The 13827-nt window shown below is 64.2% G+C and carries 13 protein-coding genes; 4 read left to right on the top strand and 9 right to left on the bottom strand.

Annotation, left to right across the window (positions count from 1 at the left end):
* Nucleotides 1-38 precede the first annotated feature (38 nt).
* Nucleotides 39-836, top strand: coding sequence for a 3-oxoadipate enol-lactonase (pcaD, locus tag IB274_RS27735; protein ID WP_192436010.1), 798 nt, complete (start codon nt 39-41; stop codon nt 834-836).
* A gap of 46 nt (nt 837-882) precedes the next feature.
* Here pcaD and IB274_RS27730 read toward each other — a convergent pair whose 3' ends face one another.
* Nucleotides 883-2412 carry an NCS1 family nucleobase:cation symporter-1 gene (locus IB274_RS27730; protein WP_192436009.1) on the bottom strand — a complete coding sequence of 510 codons (1530 nt, stop codon included), beginning with the start codon at nt 2410-2412 and terminating at the stop codon, nt 883-885.
* Between the two features lie 399 nt (nt 2413-2811).
* Nucleotides 2812-4989: a malate synthase G gene (locus IB274_RS27725; protein WP_192436008.1), complete on the bottom strand. Its 2178-nt coding sequence runs from the start codon at nt 4987-4989 to the stop codon at nt 2812-2814.
* Between the two features lie 294 nt (nt 4990-5283).
* On the opposite strand from IB274_RS27725, the gene IB274_RS27720 reads away from it, so the two are divergent.
* Together IB274_RS27720 and IB274_RS27715 are read left to right on the top strand one after the other, a co-directional pair.
* Nucleotides 5284-5733 (top strand): GNAT family N-acetyltransferase, encoded by a 450-nt coding sequence (locus IB274_RS27720; RefSeq protein WP_192436006.1) that lies wholly within the window; start codon nt 5284-5286, stop codon nt 5731-5733.
* Nucleotides 5734-5752: 19 nt separating this feature from the next.
* Nucleotides 5753-6271, top strand: a complete 519-nt coding sequence (locus IB274_RS27715; RefSeq protein ID WP_045212798.1) for a glycine cleavage system protein R — start codon at nt 5753-5755, stop codon at nt 6269-6271.
* A gap of 647 nt (nt 6272-6918) precedes the next feature.
* On the opposite strand, the gene rarD is transcribed toward IB274_RS27715, so the two are convergent.
* The 7 genes from rarD to IB274_RS27680 all read right to left on the bottom strand — a co-directional run bounded on the left by rarD (nt 6919) and on the right by IB274_RS27680 (nt 12424).
* The gene (rarD, locus tag IB274_RS27710) at nt 6919-7806 is read right to left on the bottom strand and encodes an EamA family transporter RarD (RefSeq protein ID WP_192436004.1); all 888 of its coding nucleotides are present in this window, start codon (nt 7804-7806) and stop codon (nt 6919-6921) included.
* A 131-nt stretch (nt 7807-7937) separates the two neighbouring features.
* The gene (locus IB274_RS27705; protein ID WP_192436002.1) at nt 7938-8933 is read right to left on the bottom strand and encodes a lysozyme inhibitor LprI family protein; all 996 of its coding nucleotides are present in this window, start codon (nt 8931-8933) and stop codon (nt 7938-7940) included.
* A gap of 57 nt (nt 8934-8990) precedes the next feature.
* Nucleotides 8991-9965 carry a serine/threonine protein kinase gene (locus tag IB274_RS27700; RefSeq protein ID WP_192436000.1) on the bottom strand — a complete coding sequence of 325 codons (975 nt, stop codon included), beginning with the start codon at nt 9963-9965 and terminating at the stop codon, nt 8991-8993.
* A gap of 68 nt (nt 9966-10033) precedes the next feature.
* The gene (locus IB274_RS27695; protein ID WP_192435992.1) at nt 10034-10405 is read right to left on the bottom strand and encodes a hypothetical protein; all 372 of its coding nucleotides are present in this window, start codon (nt 10403-10405) and stop codon (nt 10034-10036) included.
* Between the two features lie 107 nt (nt 10406-10512).
* Complete coding sequence (locus IB274_RS27690) at nt 10513-11277, bottom strand: TOBE domain-containing protein (RefSeq protein WP_192435990.1); 765 nt, start codon at nt 11275-11277, stop codon at nt 10513-10515.
* A gap of 93 nt (nt 11278-11370) precedes the next feature.
* Nucleotides 11371-12105 (bottom strand): ComF family protein, encoded by a 735-nt coding sequence (locus tag IB274_RS27685; protein WP_192435988.1) that lies wholly within the window; start codon nt 12103-12105, stop codon nt 11371-11373.
* A 25-nt stretch (nt 12106-12130) separates the two neighbouring features.
* Nucleotides 12131-12424: a hypothetical protein gene (locus tag IB274_RS27680; RefSeq protein ID WP_081519671.1), complete on the bottom strand. Its 294-nt coding sequence runs from the start codon at nt 12422-12424 to the stop codon at nt 12131-12133.
* A gap of 240 nt (nt 12425-12664) precedes the next feature.
* On the opposite strand from IB274_RS27680, the gene bioB reads away from it, so the two are divergent.
* Entirely contained in the window at nt 12665-13723 is a 1059-nt protein-coding gene (gene bioB, locus IB274_RS27675) for a biotin synthase BioB (protein WP_192435986.1), read from the top strand.
* Nucleotides 13724-13827: the final 104 nt, after the last annotated feature.

The raw sequence follows: 13827 nt of genomic DNA, 5'->3' as shown, positions 1-13827 counted from the left end.
AACTAGCCTCGTTTCACCCCACTTGGAGAGAGGCTGCCATGAGCCCGCTGCACTATCTGACTACCCACGACAACGCCCGCATCGCCTATCGCCTGGAAGGCCCCGCCGAACGGCCCCTGCTGGTGCTGTCCAACTCCATAGGTACCGACCTGCACATGTGGGACGGGCAGGTCGCTGCGTTGAGCGAACACTTCCGCGTGCTGCGTTACGACGCTCGCGGGCACGGTGCCTCCAGTGTCCCCGCCGGCCCCTATTCGCTGGCGCGGCTGGGAGAAGATGTGATCGAGCTGCTCGATTCGCTCGGCGTTCAGCGTGCGCATTTCCTCGGCCTTTCCCTCGGGGGTTTCGTCGGCCAGTGGCTGGCGCTGAATGCTCCGCAGCGTATCGGGCGACTGGTGCTGGCGAACACCTCCGCCTGGCTCGGGCCGCAGGATCAGTGGGATGCGCGCATCGCCGAGGTGCTGGCAGCGGAGGATATGCTGGGCACCGCGGCGACTTTTCTCGCCAACTGGTTCCCTGCGGCCTGGCTGGATTCGCAGCGGCCGGAGGTGGAGCCGTTCCGCGCCACGCTGCTGGCGACCAACCGGCATGGGCTGGCCGGCTCCTTCGCGGCGGTGCAGGAAACCGATCTGCGCAGCGCGTTGCGCGACGTGCGCCTGCCCACGCTGGTGATCGCCGGGCAGTTCGACACGGTCACCGCCGCCAGCCACAGCGAGCTGATTGCCCAGGCGATCCCTGGCGCGCGCCTGCTCACGCTGCCGGCGGTGCACCTGTCGAACATCGAGTTCCCCCGTGAGTTCGAAGGCGCGGTGCTGGATTTCCTGCTGGCGCCCTGAACGAACAAGGCCGCCCGGGGGCGGCCTTGCGGTTTATCCACAGGCGTCAGTGATGCGCCGCATCCACCGCGATGGGCTCGCCGCAGACGTCCGCGTAGCTGCGCTTGCGGTCGGCCAGGGTGTAGTGGATCAGCGCGCCGAGCCCGGCGCCGAAGAACCAGGAAAACTGCGACAGCGCCTCGAACGCCGGCACCAGCGCCAGCACGATGGCGATCAGCGCCGCCGGGACGAACGCCGCCACGGCGCGCAGGTTCACGCCGCCGCTGTAGTGGTAGGCGGCGTCGCGGCTCTCGCTGTACAGCTCGGGTAGGTTCACCCGGCTGCGGCGCACCAGGTAGTAGTCGGTGACGATGATCCCGTACAGCGGGCCGAGCAGCGCGCCCAGGCCGCCGAGGAAATACACGATCACCGCCGGGCTGTTGTACAGGTGCCAGGGCAGGATCAGCACCGCGATGGTGGCGCTGAGCAGGCCGGCGCGGCGGAAGTTCAGCAGGTTCGGCGCGAGGTTGGTGAGCACGTAGGCCGGGGCGACGAAGTTGGCCATGATGTTCACCGCCACGGTGACGATCAGGAAGGCCAGGCAGGCCAGCACCAGGCCGAAGGTGCTGGGGATCGCGGCGACGATTTCCGTGGGGTTCTGCACCAGCTTGCCGTCGATGCTGAACTGCGCGCCGGCCAGTACCACGGCGATCAGCGCGAAGCCCAGCATGTTCACCGGCAGGCCCCAGAAGTTGCCGACGCTGATGGTGCGACGGTCCGGGCAGTTGCGGGTGAAGTCGCAGAAATTCAGGATCATGGTGCCGTACAGCGACACCCACAGCGCGGCGGCGCCCAGCACTTTCAGCCACATGGCCGAGCCGATCGGAGCGCTGCCGCTGGACCAGGCGATCGACAGGCCGGCGCGCCAGTACATCCAGCCGGCGAGGCTGGCGAAGGCCACGAGGATGATCGGGCCGGCGAAGGATTCGTAGCGCCGCACCATCTCCATGCCGTAGGCGAAGATCACCAGCTGCACGCACCAGATGCCGAGGAAGGTGATCCAGCCCAGGGTCGACAGGCCGAGGATCGAGTCCTGGTCGTAGGCCGCAAGACCCGGCGCGAGGGCGGTGAGCAGCACGCGCAGGACCACCGAGGCGAGGTAGGTCTGGATGCCGAACCAGGCGATGGCGATCACTGCGCGGATCAGCGCCGGCACCTGGGCGCCGTGGATGCCGAAGCTGATGCGGCACATCACCGGGTAGGGCAGGCCGGTCTTCTGGCCCATGTAGCCGGACAGGTTCATCAGGCCGTAGATCACCAGCGCGCCGAGGGCGAAGGCGGCGAGGATCTGCGCGCCACTCATGCCCAGTGCGAAGAGGCCGATGGCGAAGGAGTAGTTGGCGATGTTGTGTACATCGTTGGTCCACAGCGCGAACAGGCTGTAGCGCCCCCAGTTGCGGCCGGCGGACTTGGTCGGGGCGAGGTCGGCGCTATACAGGCGCGGGCTCAGGGTCGGCGCGGCAGTCTTCGCGGAAGTCGCGCCATCGACAGGTTGGACGGGGGAAACGCCGGACAGATGGGTAGGGCTGGAGTTCATGGGCTACTCGGCTTTTGTATGCACGGCTTTTGTGGTTTGTGTGCAAAGCCAATTCCATGCCAGTGCAGGAGGCTAGATTTTTTTCGGGCTCGCTGAAGGTGGGTTTGATTTGTACTTTAGCCCTTTGTTGGTGCGGCTTTGGTGGCTGTCCAAGTGGTCAGGAAATAAATTTTCCATGGCAATCATTAACTTGAAGGTCAGGTTGGCTGTGGGCCTTGGTGGAGCGTCTTGGGGATTTTGTACACAATAATTGTGCACATGCGTTACGTGCCCGAGTCCCTGTGGTGGGAATGAATCCCCGAGGGAGTCCGCGATTAGCTGGGCGTAGCGCTTGTTTCCAGCCAGCAGCCATAAAAAAACCGCCCCGGAGGGCGGTTTCTTCAACGCTTGGCGAGGTGCTTACAGACCGTTCTTGGCCTTGAACTCGCGGCGGCGGCGGTGCAGGACCGGCTCGGTGTAGCCGTTGGGCTGTTGGGTGCCTTCGAGGACCAGTTCCAGCGCGGCCTGGAAGGCCACGTTGTCGTCGAAGTTCGGCGCCATCGCGCGGTACTGGGCGTCACCGGCGTTCTGGCGATCCACCACCGAAGCCATGCGCTTGAGGCTTTCCAGCACCTGCTCCTGAGTGACCACGCCGTGGCGCAGCCAGTTGGCCAGCAGCTGGCTGGAGATTCGCAGGGTGGCGCGGTCTTCCATCAGGCCGACGTCATTGATGTCCGGCACCTTGGAGCAGCCGACGCCCTGGTCGATCCAGCGGACCACGTAGCCGAGGATGCCCTGGGCGTTGTTGTCCAGCTCGTTCTTGATCTCTTCCGCGCTCCAGTTGGTGTTCGGGGCGAGCGGAATGGTCAGGATGTCTTCCACCGAGGCCGGTGCGCGCTTGGCCAGTTCGGCCTGACGGGCGAACACGTCGACCTTGTGGTAGTGCAGCGCGTGCAGGGTGGCGGCGGTCGGCGATGGAACCCAGGCGGTGTTGGCGCCAGCCAGCGGGTGAGCGATCTTCTGCTCGAGCATGGCGGCCATCAGGTCGGGCATGGCCCACATACCCTTGCCGATCTGCGCCTTGCCCTGCAGGCCGGTGGCCAGGCCGACGTCGACGTTGTTGTTCTCGTAGGATCCGATCCACTTCTCGGTCTTCATGGCGCCCTTGCGGACCATAGCGCCGGCTTCCATGGAGGTGTGGATCTCGTCACCGGTGCGGTCGAGGAAGCCGGTGTTGATGAACACCACGCGCTCGGCGGCGGCCTTGATACAGGCCTTCAGGTTGACGGTGGTGCGGCGCTCTTCGTCCATGATGCCGACTTTCAGCGTGTTGCGCGGCAGGCCAAGCAGGTCCTCGACGCGGCTGAAGATCTCGGCGGCGAAGGCGACTTCTTCCGGGCCGTGCATCTTCGGCTTGACGATGTACATGCTGCCGGTGCGGCTGTTCTTGCGGGTCGCGCTGCCGTTCAGGTTGTGAATGGCGATCAGGCTGGTGAACAGACCGTCCTGGATGCCTTCGGGCACTTCGTTGCCCTGGGCGTCGAGGATTGCCGGGTTGGTCATCAGGTGGCCAACGTTACGCACGAACAGCAGGGAGCGGCCATGCAGGCTCAGCTCGGAACCATCGGCCTTGGTGTAGACGCGGTCCGGGTTCATGGTACGGGTGAAGGTGCTGCCGCCCTTGGAAACCTGCTCGGCGAGGTCGCCTTTCATCAGGCCCAGCCAGTTGCGGTAGACCACGACCTTGTCGTCGGCGTCGACGGCGGCCACGGAGTCTTCGCAGTCCATGATGGTGGTCAGCGCGGATTCCATCAGGACGTCTTTCACGCCAGCGGCGTCGGTCTGGCCGATCGGGCTGGTCGGGTCGATCTGGATTTCGAAGTGCAGGCCGTTGTGCTTGAGCAGCACGGCCTTGGGCTTCGCGGCTTCACCCTGGAAGGCGAGGAACTGAGCGGCGTTCTTCAGGCCGGTCTCGCTGCCGTTCTTCAGGGTCACGGCCAGTGCGCCGTTCTTTACCACATAGGCTGTGGCGTCGACGTGGGAGCCGGATTCCAGCGGGGCGGCTTCGTCGAGGAAGGCGCGGGCGAAGGCGATCACCTTGTCACCACGGACCTTGTTGTAGCCCTTGCCCTTCTCGGCGCCGTTCTCTTCGCTGATCGCGTCGGTGCCGTACAGTGCGTCGTACAGCGAGCCCCAGCGGGCGTTGGCGGCGTTCAGGGCAAAACGTGCGTTCATGACTGGGACGACCAGCTGTGGGCCGGCCATGCGGGCGATTTCGTCGTCGACGTTCTGGGTGCTGGCCTGGAAGTCGGCCGGCTCGGGCAGCAGGTAGCCGATTTCCTGCAGGAAGGCCTTGTAGGCGACCGCGTCATGCGGCTTGCCGGCGCGCGCCTGGTGCCAGCCGTCGACCTTTGCCTGGATCTCGTCGCGCTTTGCGAGCAGGGCCTTGTTCTTGGGGGCCAGGTCATTGATTACGGTTTCGACACCTGCCCAGAACTTGCCAGCGTCAATGCCGGTGCCGGGAATGGCTTCGTTGTTCACGAAGTCGAAAAGGACTTTGGCGACCTGCAGGCCACCGACTTGAACGCGTTCAGTCATTGCTTGCCTCACTCTGCTCAGGACCAGCTCTGGACACAGGCAAAACGCCTTGTAGTCCGAGCCGCGGAATACTACATGATGCCGTGGGAAAAATCAGTGGGCTAGCGTCGCGGTTAGACCAAAGTACGCATCTCAGTCACGTAGCAGGTCTTATGTTCGCAAATATCATCTGGATTGTTCCAGATAAATCTTAAAACTGTACACGCATTACCCGAATAGGTACCTGTGGCAGCCCGTCGCAGCTGGCTAACCTCGCCGTGCCTATACTGCTTCTTCCCTCCTGGAGAATCCCGCATGTCCGTGACGCTTGCCACCCCCACCGATCTGGATGACCTGGTTCTGCTGTTTTCCGGCTACCTCGATTTCTACGAGGTACCCGCGCCCCACGCGAAGATTCGCGAGTTTCTCGGAGCGCGCATCGGCAGCGGGCAGTCGACGGTGTTCATCGCGCGCAGCATCGATGGGCTGGCGGTAGGCTTCGTGCAGCTGTACCCGTTCTTCGCTTCCCTGGCGCTGCAGGCTTCCTGGCTGGTCAGTGACCTCTACGTGCTGCCGGCTGCGCGCCGCGATGGCTATGGCGAGGCGCTGATGAACGCCGCCCGCGCCCACGGCGAAGCCACCGGCGCCTGCGGCCTGATGCTGGAAACGGCGAAGACCAACCACGCTGGCCAGTCGCTGTACGAGCGGCTGGGCTACAAGCGGGACGACAAGTTCTACACCTATTGGCTGGACCTCACGGCCTAGCCCTTCGCGGAGACTGCTCATGGACCACCTCGTATTGACCGTCATCGCCCAGGACCAGCCCGGTCTGGTGGAGCGCGTGGCCAAATGCATCGCCGCCCACGGCGGCAACTGGCTGGAAAGCCGCATGTCGCGCATGGCCGGGCAGTTCGCCGGGATCCTTCGCGTAGCAGTGCCCGCCGAGGGCTATGACGAGCTGGTGGAAGGTCTGCAGGAGCTGAGCGAGCACGGCATCCGCGTGCTGCTGGCGGAGAGCGGCATCGAGCCGGCCTGCAACTGGAAGCCGATCCATCTCGACCTGGTGGGCAACGACCGCCCCGGCATCGTCCGCGATATCACCCAGCTGCTGGCCGAGCATGGCGTGAACCTGGAGAGCCTGACCACCGAGGTGCTCCCCGCGCCCATGAGCAGCGAGCCGCTGTTCCATGCCGAGGCGCTGCTGGCCGTGCCGCTGACCCTGCCGTTGGAAACCCTGCAGCAGAAGCTGGAAGAGCTGGCCGATGACCTGATGGTGGAGCTGAATTTCCACAGCGGGGAATGACGGCCTCGCTCTGAGTACGATTCTTGTGGAAAAACCTGTGGGCTCTCTGTTGATGGATAGACAGAGGGACCATTTTGCATGGGCTTCACGCCAATCCGTTTATCCACTTCCTGTTTCGCGGCTGTGCACAGATTGCGGGGATCGCGCCGTGGGCATTTTGTTGATAAGTCTCTGCATCCCGCTATTACCCTGGTCTTGGGCGATGTGGTCAGTTTTCGTACAGATGGCGCGCGGCGAATAGGGCGCTGCGGGCCAGGCAACCGCTGTGCACAAATATACTGGAAGAATCTGTGGAGAAGCCGTTCATGAAACGCTGCAGGGCACGTTAGCTCTGGGTTTCATAGGGTTGTCCACTTTCTGAGCGGGCGGCTCTGCTCCATCCACACGAAGCGGGGATCGGCCTGTGGAAAAGCCGGGGGAATATTCATGCAGGCCAGAGCTTGCGGGGCTTCCGAGGTGTTGATCAATTCTTGATCAGGGGCCGGCTCGCGCCTGGAGAAAGGGGCGGTGTGAAACGCTTGGCAGGACGGCCTGTGGAAGAGCTGGTCGTTATCCCCGCAATCGCGGGATAGAGCTGTGGACAATCTGCGGGTGAGTGCCTGCAAGCCACAGCTGGTGCGGCTTGCAGGCGGTGGATCAATTAATGATCAATCCCCGCGGGCGAGGCGGTAGCAGATATCCACGCTGTAGACGACCAGGCCGGCCCAGATGCAGCAGAGGGAGATCAGGCGCGTGGTGTCCAGATGTTCGCCGAACAGCAGGATCGCCTGCAGCAGCACCAAGGTCGGCGCCAGGTACTGCAGGAAGCCCAGTGTCGCGTAAGGCAGGTGGCGCGCGGCAGCGTTGAAGCACACCAGCGGCACCAGGGTGATCGGGCCGGCGGCAGCGAGCCAGATGGCGTCCCTGGTGGTCCAGAAGTCCGCGTGCACGCTCGGGTCGTCGGCGAACAGCACGAGGTAGCCGATCGCCAGTGGCAGCAGGATCCAGGTCTCTACCACCAGGCCGGGCAGGGCAGCCACCGGCGCCTGCTTGCGGATCAGTCCGTAGAAGCCGAAGGTTAGCGCCAGCGCCAGCGATACCCAGGGCAGGCTGCCCAGTTGCCACAGCTGCTGCGCCACGCCCAGCGCGGCGAGGCCGACCGCGACCCACTGCAGTGGGCGCAGGCGTTCGCGCAGGATCACCAGGCCCAGCAGGACGTTGATCAGCGGGTTGATGTAGTAGCCCAGGCTGGCCTCGATCATGTGGCCGTTGTTCACCGCCCAGACGTACACCAGCCAGTTGCTGGCGATCAGCAGGCCGCTGGCGGTGAGCACCGCGATGCGCTTGGGGTTCTCGCGCAGCTCGCGCCACCAACCGGGGTGTTTCCACACCAGCAGGAGCAGGGCGCCGAACACCGCCGACCAGATGGCCCGGTGGGTGATGATTTCCAGGGCGGGGATGCGTTCGAGCAGCTTGAAGTAGATCGGGAAGAGTCCCCAGATGACGTAGGCAGTCAAGCCCAGGGCGTAGCCCCGGCGGGGGTTGGCGGTGGCCATGGAACATCCTTGGTTAGGCAGCTAATGAGTGGCTGCACAATTCTAGGGCGCGTAACGGGGCTTGTCTGTGCCGCTGCGGTGGATGTCGCGACTGCGCCGGCGATTGTGCGTAACGATGGCGTTACGGTGCACTACTGGTCGCCGTACATTTCCTTGAAGGGCACTTGACGCGATGAGGTGGTTTTCCATACGCCATTGACCAGCTCCTCGGTGCTCAGCAGAACCATCTCGGGATCGCCACTGCCACCAGCAGCATCCTCTATTTCACGTTTCACCTCGACTGGCTGATTGGCCTCTACCACGTACTCGCTCTTCTCGTGGTAGCAGCAGCCGCTCTTGGCAAAGGTCGTCAGCCTCTTGCGCACGCTATCGACTTCGAAGAAGCCCAGGTTCTCCAGTGTCAGCCCACTCAACTCCGGGCTGTAGATGAAGCGCTGTCGTCTCGCATCGAAGAGAAATACGTCATAGCTCGGCCCGCCATAGGAACCGCGGTTGCCGTTCTGCACTGCAAAGTCCGGCTGGCCATCGAAGTTGAAATCGCCTGCATTGATCACGCCCTGGTAATCGTAAAGCCTCGCCGAGTTCACCAGTGGTTCGCCGTTCTCCTGCCGCGTCAGGAAAACATTGGGCAGGTAGATGGCTTGTGCGACCTCGTGGCTGCCGGTCCGCTGGATGCCGAGGTAGGCTGGCCCCTCGCAGGTCTGCGCGGTGCAAGGTTGCATGTCGAGCAGGAAGTCATAGCCCGGTGCGGCGTTACTGATCCTTAGCGCCTTCTTCCAATCGTGGCCTTGGGCGTCGCCGCCAGTCCCGGGGCCCAATTCCTCAATACGCTCGCGGTAAGCGTCGCTCAGGCAGTTGGAAATGGCGTCGTCGGCTTCACAGCGTTGTCGGGTGTTTCGCAGCCAACTGCGCTGGGCTTTCTTCAGTTGTGCCGGGTCCAGCTCGGGGCTGCCCAAATGAGCGCGGTAAGTCAGACCCAATTGCTCATCGAGCGCGGAGAGGTCATCGCTTGCACAGATGGTTTGTTCCATCGGCGTGTTGGCTTTCTGGCAGTCAAAACTGGCGGCCAGCGCCGAAGACAGAGTGAACGACAGGCAGGCGATAAAGGGCAAGCGCAGCAGTTTCATGGCGTGTCTTCCTTGAAGAGAAGCAGTGCCGAGCACTCCTGCGTCGGCACGGAGAAATCAGAACAGCCGCAACGGCTCCTCATCCAGCGCCGCCAGTTGCTCGCGCAGCACCAGCACCTGTTCGCCCCAGTAACGCTCGGTGCCGAACCAGGGAAAGCTCGGGGGGAACGCCGGATCGTCCCAGCGGCGCGCCAGCCAGGCGCTGTAGTGCATCAGGCGCAGGGAGCGCAGGCCTTCGATCAGCGGCAGTTCGCGCGAATCGAAGTCGTGGAACTCCTGGTAGCCATCGATCAGCTCGGAAAGCTGCCCGAGGCGCTCGTGGCGCTCGCCGGCGAGCATCATCCACAGGTCTTGCACGGCCGGGCCCATGCGGCAGTCGTCCAGGTCGACGACGTGGAAGGTCTCGTCGCGACACAGGAGGTTGCCGGGGTGGCAATCGCCGTGCATGCGGATGGGGTTGTACTTCACGCGGGCATACAGGTCGTCGACCTTCTTCAGCAGGTCGCGGGCCACGGATTCGTAAGCCGGCAGCAGACTTTTCGGGATGAAGTTGCCTTGCAGCAGGGTGGCGAGCGAGTCGTGTCCGAAATTCTGCGGCGTCAGCGCCTCGCGGTGTTCGAACGGGCGGTTGGCGCCCACGGCGTGCAGGCGTCCGAGCAACTGGCCGAGGCGATACAGCTGGTCGAGGTTACCCGGCTCCGGCGCACGGCCGCCGCGGCGGGGGAACAGGGTGAAGCGAAAACCGGCGTGCTCGAAGAGGGTCTTGCCCTCGTGCACCAGCGGCGCCACCACCGGGACTTCGCATTCGGCCAGTTCAGCGGAGAAGGTGTGCTCCTCAAGGATTGCCTCGGTAGTCCAGCGGCCGGGGCGGTAGAACTTGGCAATCAACGGCTCGCTGCCCTCGATGCCCACCTGGTAGACGCGGTTCTCGTAGCTGTTGAGCGCGAGTACGCGGGCGTCGCTGAGAAAACCGATGCTTTCCACCGCATCCAGCACCAGGTCGGGGGTGAGGGCGGAAAAGGGATGGGACATGGCGACGTTCCGGCAATGGTAAAGCTGCCTAGTTTACCCAGTCCGCTTCGTTTGGGTGGGCAGTTGCCTCAGCGGTCGGCGCAGTGTTTCCTCAGGTACTCGATGAAGTCCGTGGCCAGCGCCCGGCGCTCGCCCTTCACCAGGGTCAGTTTCTGCATCGTGCGCACTTTGCATTTGACCGGCTGGGCCTGGGTGTCGGCGCGTTGCAGAGGGGTAAGCAGCAGATCGTAGGGCGTGCCCTCGCGGATCTGCTCCGCAAGTTCGCTTTCCTCGCCACCGATCAGCAGGACCTTGTTGCGGGTCACGATCTGGTACTGGTCCACCATGGGTTCGAGGATCGGCATCAGCTCCTCGCTGGCGCCGACCCGCAGTACGTCGGGGCCGGCGTGGCTGGCAAGAGGCAGGAGCAGCAAGGTTAAAAGCAGCAGTGGGCGGCGCATGGTGAGGCTCCGATTAGCCATGGTTCCGTCCGGCCTGGGCGGAACGCTGTCAGCTATTGGAGCGCGGCGCAGCGCCGCGGGGCTTGATATGAAGCAGGGAAACGGGACTACAGCGGCGTGCCGAGGATTACCTGCGCCGGGGAGAACTGCGCGCGCACCGCCGACCCCGCTTGCAGGCCGAGGATTGCGATGCGCTCCGGGTCGGTCAGCGCGCAGAGCATCTGGCCGCTGGGCAACTGGATGCGCACCTCGCTGGGGCCGTCTTCGGCTTCGCGGATGTCATCGACGTGGCCTTCCAGTGCGTTCAGCCCTTCCGGGCAGGGAATGTGCGGCAGGTCGACGTAGAGCCAGCCGGCCTTCATCAGCGCCACCACTGGCAAGCCGTCGGCCAGTTCGAGCTTCTCAGTGCTCTCGCGGGTGACTCGCGCCTGGATGCGCGATCCACCGGGCAGCTCGATGCTCACCAGATCGTTGAGGCCGGACGGTTCCACCGCGCAGACGCGCCCGTGCAACTGGTTGCGTGCGCTGGTGCGCATCATCAGGCGCCCGATCAGCTCCAGGTCGGCCTGGTGCTCGACGTGCTCGACTATGTGTTCGCGCAACGCTTCCAGGCGCTGGTACAGCGCCAGCAGGCGATCGCCCTCGGCGGTCAGGCGTGCGCCGCCACCGCCCTTGCCACCGACGCTGCGTTCCACCAGCGGCCGGTCGGAGAGGTTGTTCAGTTCGTCGATGGCGTCCCAGGCGCTCTTGTAGCTCATCCCGGCGGCCTTGGCGGCGTGGGTGATCGAGCCGAGCTGGGCGATCTGCGCCAGCAGGGCAATGCGCTGCGGACGGCGGGTAACGTGTTGGGTCAACAGGCTGAGGGTGGTCATGGTTTCGCGGGTACTTATTGGTATGCCGCGAGGCTCCGTTGCTGGCGTGCAAAACGCAAGGGGCAGATGTCGGGAATGTGGCCCACCGGTCTTCTATTGCGGAGTCGGCGTGCGCGCCAGGCAATAGACATCGACCCGCCGCGCTCCCGCGCGCCGCAGCAAGCGGGCGATGCGCTCGGCGGTGGCTCCGGTGGTCAGCACGTCGTCCACCAGCGCCAGGTGCTGGCCTTCGACCACCGCGCCATCGTCCAGGGCGAAGGCGCCGCGCAGGTTGCGTTTGCGGGTGGCAGCGTCCAGGCCTTGCTGGGCCGGGGTGTCCTGCGTGCGAAGGATAATGCGGTTATCCACAGGCAGCCGTAGCGGCGTAGCCAACCACTCCGCCAGCAATTGCGACTGGTTGAAGCCCCGTTGCCGCTCGCGCCGGCGCGACAGCGGCACAGGGACCAGCCGGTCCGGGCGTGGCAATCCTTCCTCGTACGCGTGCAGCAGGTGGCGTTCGAGCAACTGCCCGAGCAGACGCCCGAGCGGCGCATTGGCCTGGTGCTTGAAGCGGGTGACCAGCTCATCGACAGGGAAGCCGTAGCGCAGGGGCGTTTCGACGCGGTGGAAGGCCGGCGGGCGGCGTAGGCACCCACTGCAGACCTGTTCGCAGATCAGCCCGGAGGCGGGCAGGGGGAGGGCGCACACCGTGCAACGCCCGGCTAGCCAGGGCAGGTCATCATCGCAGCCGGTGCAGAGCGGCAGGGCGGACTGTTCCGCCGTTGCGCCACACAGCAGGCATTGCACGCGAGGGCGCCACCAGATGGGGCGCCATTGAAGCAACCGCATTCCGCCCCTCCCTGGGCGGCGCTGCTCAATGGATCAGCCAGCTCAGTACCACCAGGCCCAGCACCGTCCAGATCAGCCCGCCGAAGATCGAGCGCCGCAAGAAGGCGCGGATGCCACTGTAGAGCAGCAGCAGGCCGATGAAGAGCAGGACGAAGCTGAAGATCGAGACGTCGATTCCCACAGCCCGCGCCAGGCCATGGAAAAAATCGTCCATGGCGCGCCACAGGCCGCCGAGCACGCCCGACAGCAGATCGACGATGAAGCGGATCGCCTTGCCGACCATCTGGCCAAGGCCGTCGAAGAATCCTTCTGTTCCCATCTGGGGTATGACTCCTGAATGTTCTGATTGCTTGGAGCGACGATTACCGACTTGGGTTCAGCGGCAACCGTAGGAATACGGATTGAGTAGATCAATAATTGATCACTTGTCGACCTGTGTCGCGAGAGTGGTTGACAGCGTCACAGCTCCACATATGATGCCTTGAGCCTGATTTCCCCGGTGGCGCGCCGCCGGGGCACCCTAGACAAGAGGCGCCCCAAGCGTCGAAGGACTTTGCCGATGAGTGCCACCGCAGCCCAAGTAACCCGCCACGACTGGACCCTTGCCCAAGTCAGCGCCCTGTTCGAACAGCCCTTCAACGACCTGCTGTTCCAGGCGCAGACAATGCACCGCGCGCATTTCGACCCGAACCGCGTGCAGGTTTCCACCCTCCTGTCGATCAAGACCGGCGCCTGCCCGGAAGACTGCAAATATTGCCCGCAGTCCGGCCACTACAACACCGGCCTGGACAAGGAAAAGCTGATGGAAGTGCAGAAGGTGCTGCAGGCCGCTGCCGAAGCCAAGGCCATCGGCTCCACGCGCTTCTGCATGGGCGCCGCCTGGAAGCATCCGGCGGCGAAGGACATGCCCTACGTGCTGGAAATGGTGAAGGGCGTGAAGAAGCTCGGCCTGGAAACCTGCATGACCCTGGGCAAGCTGACCCAGGAGCAGACTCAGTCCCTGGCTGAGGCGGGCCTGGACTACTACAACCACAACCTCGATACCTCGCCGGAGTTCTACGGCAACATCATCACCACCCGCACCTATAGCGAGCGCCTGCAGACTCTGGCGTACGTGCGCGAGGCGGGGATGAAGATCTGTTCCGGCGGCATCCTCGGCATGGGTGAGTCGGTGGACGACCGCGCTGGCCTGCTGATCCAGTTGGCCAACCTGCCCGAGCACCCGGAATCGGTACCGATCAACATGCTGGTGAAGGTCAAGGGCACTCCGCTGGCCGAGGAGAAGGACGTCGACCCGTTCGACTTCATCCGCACCTTGGCGGTCGCCCGCATCATGATGCCGAAATCCCACGTGCGCCTGTCCGCTGGCCGCGAGCAGATGAACGAGCAGATGCAGGCCCTGGCCTTTATGGCCGGCGCCAACTCGATCTTCTACGGCGAGAAGCTGCTGACCACCACCAACCCGCAGGCCGAAAAGGACATGCAGCTGTTCGCGCGTCTGGGCATCAAGCCCGAGGAGCGCGAGGAGCACGCCGACGAGGTGCACCAGGCCGCCATCGAGCAGGCGCTGGTGGAACAACGCGACTCCCAGCTGTTCTATAACGCGGCTTCGGCCTGATAGAGCCGCTTTTCTTCATGTACGAGCGAGTTTGCTCGCGAACGGCCCGGCACCGAAGTGTTCGGGAAGACTGTTCGCGAGCAAGCTCGCTCCTACAGGTCCTC

The sequence above is a fragment of the Pseudomonas sp. PDM18 genome (assembly GCF_014852585.1).
GTDB lineage: Bacteria > Pseudomonadota > Gammaproteobacteria > Pseudomonadales > Pseudomonadaceae > Pseudomonas.
This window is presented reverse-complemented; position numbering and strand designations above follow the sequence as displayed.